The sequence below is a fragment of the Mycobacterium sp. GA-1199 genome (genome assembly GCF_001500045.1).
GTDB lineage: Bacteria > Actinomycetota > Actinomycetes > Mycobacteriales > Mycobacteriaceae > Mycobacterium.
Genome location: NZ_LQIX01000034.1, coordinates 23,333 through 40,763, shown reverse-complemented (window position 1 = coordinate 40,763; position 17,431 = coordinate 23,333). Strand labels below are relative to the sequence as shown.

At 68.3% G+C, this 17,431-nt stretch carries 16 protein-coding genes and 1 pseudogene; 7 read left to right on the top strand and 10 right to left on the bottom strand.

All coding sequences use genetic code 11. The features are described from left to right. Positions 1–108 precede the first annotated feature (108 nt). Positions 109–1,392, top strand: coding sequence for a glycosyltransferase family 87 protein (locus AU198_RS18260; protein WP_064349941.1), 1,284 nt, complete (start codon positions 109–111; stop codon positions 1,390–1,392). Between the two features lie 6 nt (positions 1,393–1,398). On the opposite strand, the gene AU198_RS18255 is transcribed toward AU198_RS18260, so the two are convergent. The 5 genes from AU198_RS18255 to AU198_RS18235 all read right to left on the bottom strand — a co-directional run bounded on the left by AU198_RS18255 (position 1,399) and on the right by AU198_RS18235 (position 4,714). After that, positions 1,399–2,124, bottom strand: a complete 726-nt coding sequence (locus tag AU198_RS18255; RefSeq protein ID WP_064349940.1) for a lysophospholipid acyltransferase family protein — start codon at positions 2,122–2,124, stop codon at positions 1,399–1,401. 83 nt (positions 2,125–2,207) lie between these two features. Next, positions 2,208–2,588, bottom strand: coding sequence for a hypothetical protein (locus AU198_RS18250; RefSeq protein ID WP_064350190.1), 381 nt, complete (start codon positions 2,586–2,588; stop codon positions 2,208–2,210). Further along, complete coding sequence (locus AU198_RS18245) at positions 2,585–3,850, bottom strand: ArsA family ATPase (protein WP_082691089.1); 1,266 nt, start codon at positions 3,848–3,850, stop codon at positions 2,585–2,587. Before AU198_RS18245 ends, AU198_RS18250 begins: the two co-directional genes overlap by 4 nt. Further along, positions 3,847–4,284: an SRPBCC family protein gene (locus AU198_RS18240; protein WP_064349938.1), complete on the bottom strand. Its 438-nt coding sequence runs from the start codon at positions 4,282–4,284 to the stop codon at positions 3,847–3,849. The genes AU198_RS18245 and AU198_RS18240 overlap by 4 nt, the downstream gene beginning before the upstream one ends. Positions 4,285–4,324: 40 nt before the next feature. Beyond that, on the bottom strand, positions 4,325–4,714 hold the full coding sequence (locus AU198_RS18235) for an SRPBCC family protein (RefSeq protein ID WP_064349937.1): 390 nt from the start codon (positions 4,712–4,714) through the stop codon (positions 4,325–4,327). 92 nt (positions 4,715–4,806) lie between these two features. Here AU198_RS18235 and AU198_RS18230 point away from each other — a divergent pair, with 92 nt between their 5' ends. After that, positions 4,807–6,609 carry an AMP-dependent synthetase/ligase gene (locus AU198_RS18230; protein ID WP_064350188.1) on the top strand — a complete coding sequence of 601 codons (1,803 nt, stop codon included), beginning with the start codon at positions 4,807–4,809 and terminating at the stop codon, positions 6,607–6,609. Here the strand turns inward: AU198_RS18230 and AU198_RS18225 are convergent. The 4 genes from AU198_RS18225 to AU198_RS18210 all read right to left on the bottom strand — a co-directional run bounded on the left by AU198_RS18225 (position 6,597) and on the right by AU198_RS18210 (position 10,034). Beyond that, entirely contained in the window at positions 6,597–7,733 is a 1,137-nt protein-coding gene (locus tag AU198_RS18225; RefSeq protein WP_064350187.1) for a glycosyltransferase family 4 protein, read from the bottom strand. The genes AU198_RS18230 and AU198_RS18225 overlap by 13 nt on opposite strands. Before the next feature lies 1 nt (position 7,734). Continuing rightward, a complete protein-coding gene (locus AU198_RS18220) occupies positions 7,735–8,586 on the bottom strand; it encodes a hypothetical protein (protein ID WP_064349934.1) in 852 nt (283 codons plus the stop codon). Beyond that, positions 8,555–9,676, bottom strand: a complete 1,122-nt coding sequence (ripC, locus tag AU198_RS18215; RefSeq protein WP_064349932.1) for a peptidoglycan hydrolase RipC — start codon at positions 9,674–9,676, stop codon at positions 8,555–8,557. Before ripC ends, AU198_RS18220 begins: the two co-directional genes overlap by 32 nt. A 154-nt stretch (positions 9,677–9,830) precedes the next feature. Beyond that, a complete protein-coding gene (locus tag AU198_RS18210; RefSeq protein ID WP_064349930.1) occupies positions 9,831–10,034 on the bottom strand; it encodes a hypothetical protein in 204 nt (67 codons plus the stop codon). Between AU198_RS18210 and AU198_RS18205 the strand changes: the two are divergent. Continuing rightward, a pseudogene (locus tag AU198_RS18205) lies at positions 10,027–11,934 on the top strand (DEDD exonuclease domain-containing protein); the annotation flags it as partial. The gene AU198_RS18210 and the pseudogene AU198_RS18205 overlap by 8 nt on opposite strands. Here the strand turns inward: AU198_RS18205 and trpD are convergent. Continuing rightward, positions 11,872–12,996, bottom strand: coding sequence for an anthranilate phosphoribosyltransferase (gene trpD, locus AU198_RS25880; protein WP_502689303.1), 1,125 nt, complete (start codon positions 12,994–12,996; stop codon positions 11,872–11,874). The pseudogene AU198_RS18205 and the gene trpD sit on opposite strands and share 63 nt — an antisense overlap. Positions 12,997–13,006: 10 nt before the next feature. On the opposite strand from trpD, the gene ctaE reads away from it, so the two are divergent. From ctaE to qcrB, 4 genes are all read left to right on the top strand, one after another. After that, a complete protein-coding gene (ctaE, locus tag AU198_RS18190; protein WP_066842775.1) occupies positions 13,007–13,618 on the top strand; it encodes an aa3-type cytochrome oxidase subunit III in 612 nt (203 codons plus the stop codon). Positions 13,619–13,682: 64 nt separating this feature from the next. Beyond that, positions 13,683–14,489, top strand: a complete 807-nt coding sequence (qcrC, locus tag AU198_RS18185; protein ID WP_064349923.1) for a cytochrome bc1 complex diheme cytochrome c subunit — start codon at positions 13,683–13,685, stop codon at positions 14,487–14,489. Next, a complete protein-coding gene (gene qcrA, locus AU198_RS18180; RefSeq protein WP_064349922.1) occupies positions 14,486–15,700 on the top strand; it encodes a cytochrome bc1 complex Rieske iron-sulfur subunit in 1,215 nt (404 codons plus the stop codon). The genes qcrC and qcrA overlap by 4 nt, the downstream gene beginning before the upstream one ends. Beyond that, positions 15,697–17,409: a cytochrome bc1 complex cytochrome b subunit gene (qcrB, locus tag AU198_RS18175; RefSeq protein WP_064349921.1), complete on the top strand. Its 1,713-nt coding sequence runs from the start codon at positions 15,697–15,699 to the stop codon at positions 17,407–17,409. The genes qcrA and qcrB overlap by 4 nt, the downstream gene beginning before the upstream one ends. The last annotated feature ends 22 nt before the right edge of the window (positions 17,410–17,431 follow it).

The window sequence follows — 17,431 nt, the reverse complement described above, 5'->3', positions numbered from 1 at the left end:
GAAAACTTACGCCGACCGCCGCGCACGCGAGGAGCAGAATGACCAGCGCGTGTCGCGCCCGGTATACCGGCCGACACGGCGGGGCGCCCCGATAGTCTGGTCAGCGACATGAGTACGTGGCGGTCGCCCGGCGGGGCTGGTTGGGGGCCAACGCTCGCCTGGCGGCTGTTCCAGCTGCTGACCCTGGCGGCGTTGGCCTGGGCCGGCTGGCGTGTGCTTGGCCGCGTGCCCTACCGCATCGACGTGGATGTCTACCGGATGGGCGGGCAGGCCTGGCTGGACGGCCGGCCGCTCTACGCCGACGGAGCGATGTTCCACACCCGGGGCGGCCTCGATCTGCCGTTCACCTATCCGCCGCTGGCGGCCGTGGTGTTCGCCCCGTTCGCGTTGCTGTCGCTGGAAGCGGCCAGCGTCGCGATCACGGTGACCACCCTGGTGCTGCTCATCGTCGCGGTGACGATCGTGCTGCACCGGTGCGATGTCTGGGCCCAGGCGTCGGTGACGGCCGAACCCGCGTGGCTGCGCCAGGCGTGGCTGGCCGCGGCGATCGTCGCCCCGGCGGTGGTCTACCTGGAGCCGATCCGGTCGAACTTCGACTTCGGCCAGATCAACGTCGTGCTGATGACGCTGGTGATCGCCGACTGTGTGCCGCGGCGGACACCATGGCCACGCGGCATGCTCTTGGGACTCGCGATCGCGCTGAAGCTCACCCCGGCGGTCTTCCTGCTGTATTTCCTGCTGCGGCGCGACGTTCGCGCGGTCATCGTCACCGCGGTGTCCGCCGTCGTCGCCACGCTGATCGGGGTGGCATTCGCCTGGCGCGACTCGCTGGAGTACTGGACCGAAACCGTGCGCAACACCGATCGCATCGGTACGGCCACGTTGAACACGAACCAGAACATCGCCGGCGCTCTGGCTCGGCTGGGGCTGAGCGAAGGGCCACGGTTCGTGTTGTGGACCGCGGCCTGCTTCGCTGTGCTGGCGATCACCGTGTGGGCGGTTCGACGCGTGCTCAGGGCCGATCAACCGGTGCTGGCGCTGATCTGCGTGGCGATGTTCGGGTTGGTGGTCTCGCCGGTGTCGTGGTCGCACCACTGGGTGTGGGCGCTGCCCACGCTGCTGGTCACCGCTCTGGTCGCCTATCGGACGAGGCACGCGGCGCTGGGCGTGGTGGCGGCCGCGGGCTTCGCGTTGATGGTGTGGACACCGATCACGCTGATGCCCGAGCACCAGGAGACCGCCGCATCGCTGTGGCGCCAGCTGGCGGGCGGTTCGTATGTGTGGTGGGCGCTCGCGGTCATCGTGGTCGCCGGCACCGTCGCGGGTACGGCCGCACCCGCGACCCGCAGCACACCGGTCCTCGACGCGTCGCCGGTACCGGCGGTCAACTAGCCGGGCTCAGCCGGCGGCTACCTCTGGCATTCGGGCCGACGGCTTTGTCGAGTCGTCGGCCCTGCCCTCCTTGATGTCGGCGGCGTAGAGGTCGACGTACTCCTGCCCGGACAGCCGCATCAGCTCGTACATCACCTCGTCGATGACGGCGCGCTCGATGAAGCGGTTGCCCGCCAGCCCCTCGAACCGGCTGAAGTCCATCGGCGCCCCGAACTTCACCTGGACTCGGCCGAAACGCCACATTTTGCTGCCGGGTGGGTTGACGACGTCGGTTCCGATCATCGCGACGGGAATGACCGGCATACCGGTCTCCAGCGCCAACCGGGCCAGACCGGTCTTGCCCTTGTAGAGCCGACCGTCCGGTGAGCGGGTGCCCTCCGGGTACATCCCGAGCAACTTGCCTTCGCCGAGGATCCGCGCCGCGGTGTTCAACGCGCTCTGCGCGCTGTCGGCGTCTGTGCGGTCGATCGGCACCTGACCGGCGACGGTGTAGAACCACCGGGTGAACCAACCCTTGAGCCCGGTGCCGGTGAAGTACTCGGCCTTGGCCAGGAACGTGATCCTGCGGCTCACCACCAGGGGCAGATAGAAACTGTCTGCGACCGCGAGGTGGTTACTGGCCAGAATCGCCGCGCCGGACGACGGAACATGCTCCAGCCCTTCGACTTTCGGCCGTCCCAGCAATGACAGCAGGGGGCCCATGAAGATGTACTTGAACAGCCAATACCACATGGGCCCTCCCGGTGATCGAACACCGGCCGGTGTTCTGCGACAACTTTACCCACGCACTGTGGATGCGACCACAGCGCGCAAGACTACTCCTCGACAGTTACCGGAATGTGCTGATAGCGCCCCGGCGCGGGCGGCGGAGCCGAGCCGTTCGGTCCCCGATCGTGCGGTGGCGGCGGCGGGGGCCCGTCCGGACCCGTCGGGCCTTCTCCCGCCTGGTCGAGAATCGCCCGGACCACGGTGAGCAGGGCGACGCTGTGCTCGGCGACGACGGTGAGCAACGGATGCTGTTCGCCCGCCGCCAGGGCAGCGAGCGCACACACCGGGCACCAGACCTGCTGGCACTTGCCCGCGGAACCGGTCGTCGCACGCGCCGCGGCCAGACGCACCGCGGGGTCGAGCCTGTCGAGAATGGCCTGCGCAAGCGCCCGTAACTCCGGTCCGAGATCGCCGTGTGGCGTAGTCACTTCGGCCACACCTCCGGATTCGGTCGGAACCGCACGGTCAACTCACACCCCCGCAGTTGGGCGTCCACGACGACGCATCTTCGCAACACGGACGCCAATCGGACCCGGCGCCGCAATCCGCCCGCGCCGACTATCAGATCGTCGTCGACTCGGCCCAGCGTCAGCGCCGAGGAGTCGACCTGCGGCAACTCTAGCCGTAACCGGTACACCGATTCGAGGCCGGAGCCCGACTCGCGGTCGACGATCGGGCGCAGCGGCCCCGGCGGGGGTGACCCGTCGCGGCGCCGTGCGCTGTCGAGCAGCTCTCCGAGCGCCTTCGCGCCTATCGGCTCGCCGGCCAGATGCGGAACCAAGACGAGTTGGACATCGCCGATGGTCGCGTCGAGCTGGTCGAGCACGGCCCGCTGTTCGGAGATCCGTTCGGTGTACCAGTCGAAGGCGGGATGTTCGGGCAAGTTGCGATACTCGAACGAATCGTCTTGTACGAGTATCTGGTTGACGATCAGCTCGGCCACCTGCACGCCCATCAGCGCCAACGAACCCAGCGTGCGGGCGGCCTCGGCGGCCACCACCCGCTCGGCGGTCATCACCAGATGGGCGCTGACCACCGAGCCGTCGGTGAGCATCGCGCCCAGCGATTCGGTGCCCGCGCTGATGCGTTCGAACAGTGCGACGACGGCCGCGGAGTGCGGGTCGTCGAATCCGGTGGACAGCCGCCGGTGCCGCGGCCAGGCCCGCTCCAGGTACAGGCCGAACGTCGTGGGCAGGGTGAGCATGCGCAGCGCGTCGGCGGTCGACGCGCAATCGACCACGATCCGGTCCCAGTTCCCGGAGGCGGCCAGTTCACCCACCTCGTAGAGCCCGAGCACCTCCTGAACACCTGGTAGCGCCGAAAGTTCCTCGGGAGCAACGCTTCCCAGATCGGACTCCGGAAACCGGTCGGACAGCAGGCCCGCGATCTCACGCCACCGCACCTCCAGAAGGGCCAGCGTGTCCAACGCCAGCGCGTCCAGTGCTCCGCCGCCGGCGTCGGCGTCATCGGTGAACACCCGGGTGGGCCGACGCAGGCCGGTCGGTGTCACGGTCACCGCGAGCACGTCGCCGATGGAGTGCGCCTGATCGGTCGAGACGATCAGTACCCGCAGCCCCGCGCGTGCGTCACGCACGGCGGTGGCGGTCGCCAACGTCGACTTGCCGACCCCGCCCTTGCCGACGAACAGACCGATCTTGGCGACAGGCGGGCCGGTGGCATTGGCGCTCACTCAGCCTCGACTCGTTTCTTGAGGTCCTTCAACGCGGTGTCCGTGAGGCGCCGTTCGGCCTTGCGTTTCAGCAGCCCGATCATCGGAATGATCAGATCGACAGACAACTCGTAGGTCACGTCGGTCCCTGATCCCTTGGGCGACAGGCGATATGCGCCTTCCAACGACCTCAGCAGCGAGCTGGACACCAGCGACCACGTCACCGACTGGCGATCAGGCGGCCAGTTGTATGTCAACACCATGGTGTCCTTGAGGACGGCGGCATCCAGCACCAGCCGAGCGGTCTTCGGATAGCCGTCGGCGTCGGCCTCGAGTACCTCGGTCTCGTTGTACTCGGCCACCCAGTCCGGATAGGACCCGATGTCCGCGATGACGTCCATGACCGTCGAGGGATCGGCATCGATGTAGATGGTCTGCGCCGTCTTGTCCGCCACGTTGAAAATCTACCCTCCCCTGTCGTCGACGGCCGAAGCCTCAGGCCAACGGCGACACACCCACCGGGCGCGTGGCCTCCAGCCGCTGCTTCACCTCGAATGCCATGTTCTTACCCGCGACCCGCCGCCGGTGGTTCATCTTCGCCAGATTCATCTTGGCCAGCTGCCACGCCGCCACCCCCGCCGGTTCGGCGTGCAGAAAGTAGTGCAGCACGACGCCGTCGAGCACCGGTTCCAGCCAGACCTCCATCGTCCCGACGAGCGCCCCGGTGACGGTCCAGCGGTGGCCCTTGTCGCCGCGATCCTCCACCACGGTCAGCCGCAGGTCTGGCCACCAACGACGCCAGCTCGCAGGATCGGCGACGTAGCGGCCGACCTCGGCGGGGTCCGCCGCGACGAACGTGTCGTCCGCGATCTGAATGCTGTTCATGGCATACCAGCTTCACATACGAGCCTGCCCGGCCCGATGCCGGCCGACTAGGGTGGATGTGGCAAGAGCAGCCGTATCGAGAGGTCAAGACCGTGCGTGAGTTCAGTGTGCCCGCGTCCTTCACGGTGGAAGAGCACGACAGTGTCGTGCGCGCCGTGTTCGACCATGAGCGCGACGATCCCGACCATGTGATCTTCCAGCGCCTCGTCGACGGTTCGTGGACCGATGTGACGAGCAAGCAGGCCGCCGACCAGATTCGCTCCGCCGCGCTCGGCCTGATCGCCAAGGGGGTGCAGCCCGGTGACCGCGTGGCGCTCATGTCGGCGACCCGCTACGAATGGCCCATCCTGGACTTCGCGATCCTGGCCACCGGAGCGCTCACCGTGCCGATCTACGAGACCAGTTCGCCCGAGCAGGTGAAGTTCGTGCTGTCGGACTCCGAAGCTGTGCTGCTGATCGTCGAGACCGACGCGCACGCCGACAGGATCAAGCACCTCGAGGACGAACTGCCCGGGCTCCGGGAAGTGTTGTGCATCGAAAGCGCGGGCACGCAGGCGCTCGACGAACTCGCCGAGGCGGGAAAGTCGGTCGACGCCGAACAACTCGACGACCGGTTGGCCGGTCTGGCGTCCGCCGAACCCGCGACGCTGATCTACACCTCGGGCACCACCGGTCAGCCGAAGGGTTGCCAGCTGACCCACTCCAACCTGGTTTACGAGATTCGCGGCGCGAAGGAGTGCTTCCCGACGCTGCTCGACAAGGGCGAGCGCATGCTGGTGTTCTTGCCGCTGGCACACGTGCTCGCGAGGGCGATCACGCTCGCGGCGTTCACCTACAAAGTCACCCTGGGCTTCACCAGCGACATCAAGAACCTGGTGCCGACGTTCGCGGTGTTCAAGCCGACGCTCGTGGTGTCGGTGCCGCGCGTGTTCGAGAAGGTTTACAACACCGCCGAGCAGAACGCCCGCAACGACGGCAAGGGCCGAATCTTCGAGATGGCCGCCGACACCGCGATCGAGTGGAGCAAGTCGCTCGACAGCGGCAAGGCCGGCCTGCTGCTGCGCGCCAAGCATGCGGTGTTCGACCGCCTGGTGTACGGCAAACTACGCGCGGCGCTGGGCGGCAACTGCCACGCCGCCATCTCCGGCGGCGCTCCGCTGGGCGCACGGCTCGGCCACTTCTACCGCGGCGTGGGGCTGACGATTTACGAGGGCTACGGCCTCACCGAGACCAGCGCCGCGATCACGGTCAACCGAGTCGACAACGTCAAGGTCGGTTCGGTCGGAACACCCTTGCCGGGCAACAGCATGCGCCTCAACGACGACGACGAGTTGCTGGTCAGGGGCGGCGTGGTGTTCAACGGCTACTGGAAGAACGAGGAGGAGACGAAGGCGGTCTTCTCCTCCGACGGCTGGTTCCACACCGGCGACCTCGGCGCGATCGACGAGGACGGCTTTCTGACCATCATCGGCCGCAAGAAGGAGATCATCGTCACCGCGGGCGGCAAGAACGTCGCGCCGGCGATCCTCGAGGACCGGTTGCGCGCACACCCGCTCATCAGCCAGGCGATGGCGGTCGGCGACGCCAAACCCTTCATCGGGGCGCTGATCACCATCGACCCCGAGGCGATCGAGGGTTGGAAGGTACGCAACAGCAAGAGCGCGGGCGCCTCGGTGGGCGATTTGGCCGCCGATCCGGATTTGGTCGCCGAGATCGACCTCGCGGTCAAGGAAGCCAATCAGGCGGTGTCCAAAGCCGAGGGGATTCGCAAGTTCCGAATCCTGCCGGTGGACTTCACCGAAGACACCGGCGAGCTGACCCCGACGCTGAAGGTCAAGCGAAAGGTGGTGGCGCAGAAGTTCGCCGACGACATCGAGGCGATCTACACCGGATAGAGCAGGTCGGACAGTCGCTTCGCCTGGGTGTGCCACTGCCAGTTGTCGACCACCCAGCGCCTGCCCGCCGCGCCCATCCGGACCGCACGGTCGGGATCGGACAGCAGATCGCCGACCGCCGCCGCGATCGCGCCGACGTCCCAACCGTCGACCACCACGCCGGTCTCCCCGTCGCGCACGGTCTCCGGCGCCCCACCCGACCGGCCCGCCACCACCGGAACCCCCGTCGCCGACGCCTCGAGGTAGACGATGCCCAGACCCTCGACGTCCAGTCCGGCGCCGCGGGTGCGGCACGGCATCGCGAACACGTCGGCCATGGCGTGATGGGCGGGCAACTCGTCCCCGGGAACGGCGTCGGTGAAGACGACGTCCTCGGCCACCCCGAAGCTGTGCGCCAGCTTGTGCAGGGTGGACCGATAGGGCCCGCCGCCGACGATCACCAGCGCGGCATCGGGCACGCGTTGCCGGATCGCGGGCATGGCCCGGATCAGCATGTCCTGGCCCTTGCGCGGCACCAGGCGGGACAGACACACGACGACGGGTCGGTTGCCGAGCCGGTAGCGCGCCCGTAGTTGCGCTCGCGCGAACTCATCGGGCGTGAACCGGTCGGTGTCGACACCCGGCGGCAGGTGTTCGAGCGCGGCATGCGGGCCGAACGCCGACGCGAACCGGCGCCGCGTGTACTGGCTGACGTAGGTCACCGCGTCCGTGCCCGATCCGATGCGCCGCAGAGCATTCCGGGCCAGGGGCAACATCGACCAGCCGACCTCGTGACCGTGTGTACTGGCGATCACCCGGCGCGCGCCTGCGCCGCGGGCCAGCGGCGCCATCAACGCCAGCGGGGCCGCCGCACCGAACCAGACCGTCTCGGCGGCGGTCTGCTCGATGAGGCGCCGCATTCTGCTGCTCACGGACGGCTCGGGCAGCATGAGGGTGGTCGGGTGCCGCACGACCCGATACGGCGCGTCCCGGTCGAACTCGTCGGCGCCCTTCCACTTCGGCGCGTACACCGTCAGAGTGTGCCGCCCGTCGGCGACGAGGTGGTCGACGAGCGCCTGCAGATAGGACTGGATGCCACCGCGCCGCGGCGGAAAGTCGTTGGTGACCAACAGAACCCGGCTCACGTCACCCACTCGCCCACTGCCGCCACTGGGCGAGCACGGCGTCGAGGTCCATACCCAGGGTGTCGCGCACCGCCGACGCGACGGCGGGGTGTCCTGGTCCGCACGACCGGTGGTACAGCTCGAGTAGCGCGCCTGCGCCGAACCGGTCGGCGATGAACCGGCTGAACCACCAGGCCCGGTCGTAGGCCAGCGAACGGTCCGGCCCGGAGAGCTCGGCGTCGCTGGGCAGCGTGAGAAGCGAGGCGTCGGGCACCGGTGTCGCGGGCCGGGCGACGAAGTCGGCCACCCCCTCGGTGATCCAGCGGGGCGCGTCAGATGCGGTTCGGGCACGGGCCGCGTAGTGAAACAGTTCGTGGCGCAGCACGATTCGCAACGCGGTATCGCTCAGGTCGGCGGCGCCGGGGGCGAACGTGATCCGCTCGGGCGTGGTGGTGGCCGCGGTGTGAATGTCACCGCCGCCGATCGCTGCGAACTGCGCGTCGGTGCCCGCGACGGCGATCACGATCTCGCGCGGCCACTGCGGGCCCCAGAACGCGGTGACCGCCGCGGCGGCGCCGTCCATCTCGGCCTCGATCCGGGACAGCAACCGCTCGGTCCGCGCCCCGCCGAGGTTCGTCAATCGAACCGCACGGCCGTCGACGAGTGTGTGGACGCGCGATGCCGCGACGGGTGTGGTCAGCGACGCCGGAGCGGCGGGTGTGGCCACCATCGGCCCGGACGGGACCTCGGAGCGGCCGACGATCAGCAGCGCGAAGACGAGTTCGGCGATGAGCAGCGCCGCGAGCCGAGACCTACTCCTCGCATGCGCGACACCCCGGCGGTCAGTAACGGCGGACGTTGTAGATCGGCGCATTGTCCACCGGGGCGACTCGCACCGGCGTGCCGTAGGTCGAGGCGTGCACCATCATTCCGTCACCGATGTAGATCGCCGAGTGCGACGCGTCGGAGTAGTAGTTGACGACGTCACCGGGCTGCATCTGGTCCTGTGAGACCGGCTGACCGCCGCGGGCCAGCGCCTGGCTGGAGTGTGGCAGCGAGATGCCGGCCTGTTGGAACGCCCACATGACCAGCCCCGAGCAGTCGAATGCGTTCGGTCCGGATCCGCCCCACGAGTACGGCGAGCCGATACGGCTCAACGCGGCCTGGATCACGGTCGCGGAGTGTCCGCTGCCCGGGGTCGCGACATCTCCGGGCGGGATGGCGCCGGGTGCGGGCGGTGCGGCCATGATCGCGGGGTCGCCGCCCGGCGGCACCGGCGCGGATGCGGGCACCGGAGGCATCGGCGGAATGGCCGCGAGCGCCTCGCGCTGGTTCGGTGTCAGCGCCTCGTACTGCGACTTCACGACGGCGATCTGCACCTGCAGCCTGCTCTGCTTGGACTGCAGGTCGGCCCGGACGGCGGCGGCCTGCTCTGCGGCGGTCTTGGCCGCGGCGGCCGACTTCGCGGAGGCCTCTTCGGCCAGGGCGGCCTGCCTGCCGATTTCGCGGTAGCTCTTCATCTGCGCCGACATCTCGGCGGCCATCACCCGTTGCACCGACAACTGATCGATGAGGCCCTGCGGCGAGCCGGCGGTCAGGATCGCGTCCAGTCCATCGGTTCTGCCGCCCATGTACTGGGCCGCGGCAACCTTGTCGACGGCGGTCTGGAAGTTTGCCAACTGTTCGCGGGCCGCGTTTGCCGCTGCCGCATCGGCGGCGTGCTTGGCCTCGGCGTCCCGCTGGATGGCCAGCTTGTTGTCGAGATCGAGCTGCGCCGAGTGCATCGCCTCGGTGGTCTGCTCGGCCTGTCGCGACAGTTCGTTGAGCTTAGCCAGCGCATCATCGGCCGGATCGGCCTGCACACTGACCGCGAAGAAACTTGCGAAAAACGTGATACCGACTATCGCGCTGACGAGGGGGCGAAGGAACCCACGAATGGTCAAGCGCGTGTGGTCGAGCCTCAAGATTTTGCGTCCTTCAACTTCCGGAACGAAGCCGTGTCGAATAGCCCTTAGGTCTCAGACAGGTTACGAAACGGCATCGGGGATTGTCCAACAGAAGACGCAAATTTAACAGGCAGCTCATATTTCGTTCCGTCGCCCGCCACGCCGCGTGTCATCAGGCGACACCGGAACTGCCCTCCCGGCGGATGGGTACCAGCCGCAGTCGCGGCGCCAGCCCCACATCGGCGAGCACCTCCAACGCTCGACGCTCGTCGTCGAGCAAGGTGTCGGGTACGCCCAGCAGAACACTCACGACGCAGTCCTGACATCCGGGTCCGCGCACCGCGCAGTCGTCGCAGTCGATCTTCACCGTGCCCACGAATGGCTCCTCTCGGTCGGTGCGGTCCGCACGCTATCGGGAGCTACCGACAAGTCCTTCGGGGTCCGCGTGGCAACCCGAAGGTGTCGGTGGGGTTTTCTACCGTCGAGCCGTGAGCCAGCTCAGCTTCGCCGATGTCGATCGGCAGGCTGACGTCTCCCTGCACGACACCACGTTCGTCGTCGTCGACCTCGAGACCACCGGAGGCCGCGCCAGCGGCGACCACCACGACGAGATCACCGAGATCGGGGCCGTCAAGGTGCGCGGCGGCGTCGTGCTCGGCGAACTGGCCACGCTGGTGGACCCGGGCCGCAGCATCCCGCCGCAGATCGTGGCGCTGACCGGGATCACCACCGCGATGGTGTGCAACGCGCCCCGGATCGACTCGGTGCTGCCGGCTTTTCTGGAGTTCTCGCGCGGGGCGGTGCTGGTCGCCCACAACGCCGGGTTCGACATCGGGTTCCTGCGGGCCGCCGCCGAACGCGCTCAGATCGCCTGGCCGCGGCCGCCGGTGCTGTGCACGGTCAAACTGGCGCGCCGGGTCCTCACCCGCGACGAGGCCCCCAGCGTGCGCCTCTCCGCGCTGGCCCGCTTGTTCGGCGCGAGCACCACCCCGACGCACCGCGCACTCGACGACGCCCGCGCCACCGTCGACGTCCTGCACAGGCTGATCGAGCGCGTCGGCAACCAGGGCGTGCACACCTACACCGAGTTGCGGTCCTACCTACCCGACGTCACCCCGGCGCAGCGGCGCAACCGCCACCTCGCCGCGGCTCTGCCGCACTCCCCCGGCGTCTACCTGTTTCGCGGCCCCGGCGCCGAGGTCCTCTACGTCGGCACGGCCGTCAACCTCCGGCGACGCGTCGGGCAGTACTTCAACGGCTCCGACTCGCGCATCCGCATCAAGGAGATGGCCTCCCTGGCCACCGCGGTCGACCACGTCGAATGCGCACACGATCTCGAGGCAGGCGTGCGCGAGCTACGACTGCTGGCCGCGCACGCCCCGCCCTACAACCGCCGGTCGAAGTTTCCGCACCGATGGTGGTGGATCACGTTGACCGACGAGGCCTTTCCCCGCTTCTCGATCGTGCGCACCCCCAAGCACGACGCGGTGATCGGCCCGTTCCGTGCACGCGCCGACGCCGTCGACACCGCCGCGCTGCTGGCCCGGTTCACCGGGGTCCGGACATGCACCAAGAAGCTGGGGCGCAGCGCGGTGCACGGCCCGGCCTGCCCGGACCGGGAGTTGTCACCGTGCCCGGCGCCCCGCGACGTGGGCGCCGACCGGTACGCCGAGACGGTCGCGCAGGCGGCCGACCTGATGGCCGGCCGCGACGGCCGGGCGCTGGCCGCGGTGCTGGCCCAGGTCGCCGACCTCGCCGACCGCGGCCGCTACGAGACCGCCGCCCGGCTACGCGACCACGCCGCCGCCGCGATCGACGGATTGTGGCGAGGCCAACGACTTCGGGCCCTGACCGCCGTCACCGAGTTGGTGGCCGCACGCCCCGACGGCGACGGCGGATGGCACCTCGCGGTGATCCACAACGGCCAACTGGCCGCGGCGGGAAACGCGCCGCGCGGTGTGCCTCCGATGCCGGTGGTCGACGCGATCTGCGCCGGCGCACAAGCCGTTCTGCCCTCCGCAGCCCCGCTGGGCGGCGCGCTGGTCGAGGAGACGGCCCTGATCGCGCGGTGGCTGCACCAAACCGGGGTGCGCATCGTGCGCGCCGACGACGGCTACTGCTCGCCGGTGCATGCTGCGGGCCGGTGGGCGGCATGGGTCGCGTCGGCACGCTCGGCGCGGCTGGCCGCAGAACAGATCGAAAAGACAACCCGCTCAGGCTTTTTGAGTGAACCGCACCCAACGCGCGAGGAGCTGTTCGGCCGCCCCGGAGTCGATGGCCTCGGCCGCCTTGGCCAGCCCGCTCTCCCAGGCCGGCAACCATTTGGCGTCGCTGGCTAGCCCCGCGTGCGCCACCAGCGCGCCCGCGGCATTGAGGATCACGGCGTCGCGCACCGCCCCCGGCGCACCGCCGAGCACCGCGCGCACCGACGCCGCGTTGGCCTCGGCATCACCGCCGACCAGTTCCGAGATTTCGGCACGCTTGAAGCCGAACGCTGCGGGGTCGAACTTCAGCCGCTCGACCGTGCCCGCCTGTACCCGCCAGATGGTGCTGGTCGTGGTGGTGGTGAGCTCGTCGAGACCGTCGTCGCCGTGGACCACCAGCACGCTGGACCCGCGGGCCGCGAACACGCCTGCCATCACCTCGGACAGCTCCCCCCACGCGCAACCGACCAGCCCGGCGCGCGGCGAGGCCGGGTTGGTCAGCGGACCGAGCAGGTTGAACACCGTCGGCACCCCGATCTCGCGGCGCACCACGCCGGCGTGCCGGTACGACGGGTGGAAGTGGGGCGCGAACGCGAACCCGATGCCTATCTCGGTGACGCTGCGCGCGACGTCGTCGGGACCCAGGTCGATGCGCACCCCGAGCGCCTCGAGCGTGTCGGCGCCGCCGGACAACGACGACGCGGCGCGGTTCCCGTGCTTGATCACCGGCACCCCGGCGGCCGCGACGACGATGGCCGCCATCGTGGACAGGTTCTGGGTGTTGGCACCGTCCCCGCCGGTGCCCACCACGTCGACGGTCGCGGTGCCGATCACGTCGGTGGGGACGCGGCGCGCGTGTTTGAGCATGGTGTCGGCCAGCTCGGTGACCTCCGCCGACGTCGGGCGCTTCATCCGCATCGACACCCCGAAGCTGGCGATCTGGGCAGGGGTGGCCGCGCCGGTCATGATCTGGTCCATCGCCCACGCCGCCTGCCCGTTCTCCAGCGACTGACCGGTGGTGAGGCGGCCGAGGATCCGGGGCCACGTTAAGGAATCGGGGTTTTTGGGAGAAGCCACCACGCGATTATGACGAAACGCCGACCCGGGTGGAGATCGACAACTACAAAGCGTCATACTTGCACCTGTGACGAGCGCTGTAGGGACCTCGGGAACCGCAATCACGTCGCGAGTACATTCGCTGAACCGGCCGAACATGGTCAGTGTCGGCACCATCGTCTGGCTGTCCAGCGAGCTGATGTTCTTTGCTGGCCTGTTCGCGATGTACTTCACCGCGCGTTCGCAAGCGGCGGGCGAATGGCCGCCGCCGCCGACGGAGCTGAACCTCATGCAGGCCGTACCGGTGACGCTGGTGCTGATCGCGTCGTCGTTCACCTGCCAGATGGGCGTGTTCGCCGCCGAACGCGGTGACGTGTTCGGGCTGCGCCGCTGGTACACGCTCACCTTCGCGATGGGGCTGTTCTTCGTCCTCGGCCAGGGCTACGAGTACATCGAACTGGTCAAGCACGGCACCACCATTTCCAGCAGCGCGTACGGCTCGGTGTTCTACCTGGCCACGGGTTTCCACGGACTGCACGTGATCGGCGGCCTCGTCGCCTTCCTCATCCTGTTGGCTCGAACCCGGATGAGTAAGTTCACTCCGGCGCAGGCCACCGCCGCGATCGTGGTGTCGTACTACTGGCACTTCGTCGACATCGTCTGGATCGCCCTGTTCGCCGTCATTTACTTCGTAAGATGAGCGGCTCGCCGATGTGTCCGTTGATCGGCTTGACGTGCCGATCGATCCGATGAGAAGGAGATCGATGACCGACAAGTCGCGCCGTCGGCTACGCCGGCGCCTGTCAGGTGCTGTGCTGCTGCTGCTCGGATTGGGCGTCGCCGGTGGTCTGGCCGCCACGCTGACGCCCACGCCGCAGGTCGCGGTCGCCGACGAATCGCAGTCGGCGCTGTTGCGCACGGGTAAGCAGCTGTTCGACACCTCCTGCGTGACCTGCCACGGCGTCAATCTCCAAGGTGTGCCGGACCGCGGCCCCAGCCTCATCGGCGTCGGTGAGGCGGCGGTCTACTTCCAGGTCTCCACCGGCCGGATGCCCGCGATGCGCGGTGAGGCCCAGGCCCCGGAGAAGCCCCCGCTGTTCGACGAGGCGCAGACCGACGCGCTCGGCGCCTACGTGCAGGCCAACGGCGGCGGCCCGGTCGTCCCGCGCGACGACAACGGACGCGTCGCACAGGAGTCGCTGCTGGGCGATAACGTCGCCCGTGGTGGTGACCTGTTCCGGTTGAACTGCGCGTCGTGTCACAACTTCACCGGCAAGGGCGGCGCCCTGTCGTCGGGCAAGTACGCTCCCGACCTCGGCAACGCCACGCCCGCGCAGATCTACACCGCGATGCTGACCGGCCCGCAGAACATGCCGAAGTTCTCGGACCGGCAGCTGTCGCCGGATGAGAAGCGCGACATCGTGGCCTACGTCCGCGAGTCGGCGGAGGCACCGAGCTACGGCGGCTACGGCCTCGGCGGGTTCGGCCCGGCGCCCGAGGGCATGGCGGCCTGGATCATCGGCATGGTGGCCGTCATCGCCGCGGCCCTGTGGATCGGAGCGCGAGCATGAGCGAGCCGGGCAACGGCACCGAGAACACCCCCAAGGGCACCGACGCACCCGGTCAGGCCGGTGTACCGGGTCAGCCCACGGACGCCGAACTGGCGGCGATGTCACGCGAGGAGCTGGTCGAACTCGGCGGCAAACTCGACGGCGTCGAGATCGTCTACAAGGAGGACCGCTGGCCGGTCCCCGACACCAAGGCCGAGAAGCGCGCCGGCCGCGTGGTCTCGTATTGGCTTCTGCTGGGCGGCTTTTCGGGCCTGGCGCTGCTGTTGGTGTTCCTGTTCTGGCCGTGGGAGTACGTGCCCTACGGCTCCGAGGGCGAGTTCCTGTTCAGCCTGACCACGCCGCTGTACGGGTTGACGTTCGGGCTGTCGATCCTGGCGATCGGCATCGGCGCGGTGCTGTACCAGAAGAAGTTCATCCCCGAGGAGATCTCGATCCAGGAACGCCATGACGGCGCCTCCCCCGAGATCCACCGCAAGACGGTCGTGGCGAACCTGACTGACGCGCTCGAAGGCTCGACGATCAAGCGGCGCAAGCTGGTCGGCCTCTCGCTGGGTATCGGCCTCGGCGCGTTCGGCCTCGGCACGCTGGTGGCGTTCGCGGGCGGTCTGATCAAAAACCCGTGGAAGCCGGTTGTGCAGACCGCCGACGGCAAGAAGGCCGTGCTGTGGACGTCCGGCTGGACGCCGCGATACCAGGGCGAGACGATCTTCTTGGCCCGCTCCACCGGCACCGGCACCTTCGTCAAGATGCGGCCCGAGGACATCGACGCCGGCGGCATGGAGACGGTGTTCCCGTGGCGCGAATCCGACGGCGACGGAACCACTGTCGAGTCGCACCACCACCTCGCCGAGATCGCGATGGGCGTGCGCAATCCCGTCATGCTGATCAGGATCAAGGCACAGGACCTGCCGCGGGTGGTCAAGCGCAAGGGTCAGGAGAGCTTCAATTTCGGCGATCTGTTCGCCTATACCAAGGTCTGCTCTCACCTGGGCTGCCCCTCGTCGCTTTACGAGCAGCAGTCGTATCGCATCCTCTGCCCGTGCCACCAGTCTCAGTTCGACGCGTTGCACTTCGCCAAGCCCATATTCGGCCCGGCTGCGCGCGCGTTGGCGCAGCTGCCCATCACCATCGACCAGGACGGGTATCTCGTCGCCAACGGCGACTTCATCGAACCCGTCGGGCCGGCCTTCTGGGAACGGAAAACAGTATGAGTCCATCACTGCCGAAGCCGCCGAAGCTCGCCGAAGTCGCTGCGGCACAGGGCAATGCCATCGATTCGCGCTATCACCCGTCGGCAGCGGTGCGGCGCCAGCTGAACAAGGTGTTCCCGACCCACTGGTCATTCCTGCTGGGCGAGATCGCGCTCTACAGCTTCATCGTGCTGCTGATCACCGGCGTGTACCTGACGCTGTTCTTCGACCCGTCGATGGCCGAGGTCACCTATAACGGCGTCTACCAGCCGCTGCGCGGGGTCCAGATGTCGAAGGCGTACGCGTCGACGCTCGACATCAGCTTCGAGGTCCGCGGCGGGTTGTTCGTCCGTCAGATCCACCACTGGGCCGCACTGCTGTTCGCGGCGGCGATCATGGTCCACCTGGCCCGCATCTTCTTCACCGGCGCCTTCCGGCGCCCGCGTGAGGCGAACTGGGTGATCGGCGCCCTGCTGCTGATCCTGGCGATGTTCGAGGGCTACTTCGGCTACTCGTTGCCGGACGACCTGCTGTCGGGCATCGGGCTGCGGGCCGCGCTCTCATCGATCTCGCTCGGCATGCCGGTGATCGGCACCTGGTTGCACTGGGCCCTGTTCGGCGGCGACTTCCCCTGCGGCGGCGTCGGATACATGTGCAACGAAGACGGATACTGGATCCCCAGGATGTACGCACTGCACATCCTGCTGATCCCCGGAATCATGTTGGCGCTCATCGGGCTTCACCTGGCCCTGGTGTGGTTCCAAAAGCACACCCAGTTCCCCGGCCCGGGCCGCACCGAGACCAACGTCGTCGGCGTGCGCGTCATGCCGGTGTTCGCGGTGAAGTCGGGCGCCTTCTTCGCGATGACGGTCGGCATCCTCGGCCTGATGGGTGGACTACTGACGATCAACCCGGTCTGGAACTTGGGGCCGTACAAGCCATCTCAAGTGTCGGCGGGTAGCCAGCCGGACTTCTACATGATGTGGACCGAGGGTGTGGCGCGTATCTTCCCGCCGTGGGAGCTCTACTTCGGCAACTACACCGTCCCGGCGTCCACCTGGGTCGCCCTGTTCATGGGACTGGTGTTCACGCTGCTGATCGCCTACCCGTACATCGAGAAGAGGCTCACCGGCGACACCGCGCACCACAACCTGCTGCAGCGTCCGCGTGACGCCCCGGTGCGAACCGCGTTGGGGTCGGCGGCGATCGCGTTGTACATGCTGTTCACGCTGTGTGCGATGAACGACATCATCGCGCTGAAGTTCCACATCTCGCTGAACGCGACGACGTGGATCGGCCGCATCGGCATGGTGGTGCTGCCCGCGATCGTCTACTACATCGCCTACCGGTGGGCAATCGGCCTGCAGCGCAGCGACCGGGAGGTGCTCGAACACGGCATCGAGACCGGCATCATCAAGCGGCTGCCCCACGGTGCCTACATCGAGCTGCACCAGCCGCTCGGTCCGGTGGACGAGCACGGTCACCCGATTCCGTTGGAGTACCAGGGCGCTGCCATCCCGAAGCGGATGAACAAGCTGGGCTCCGCGGGGGCGCCGGGCACCGGCAGCTTCCTCACGGCCGATCCGATCGAAGAGCACGAGGCCCTCACTGCGGCTCTGCACGCCGGCGAGCGCAAGGCGCTCACCGCGCTGGCCGAGCACCAGGAGCGCAACAGCCCGTCGAACGGACACGGCTCCCGGGACGGAGACTCGTCCAACGGCCACCACTGAGGCGGCCGGCAAGAACCGAAGA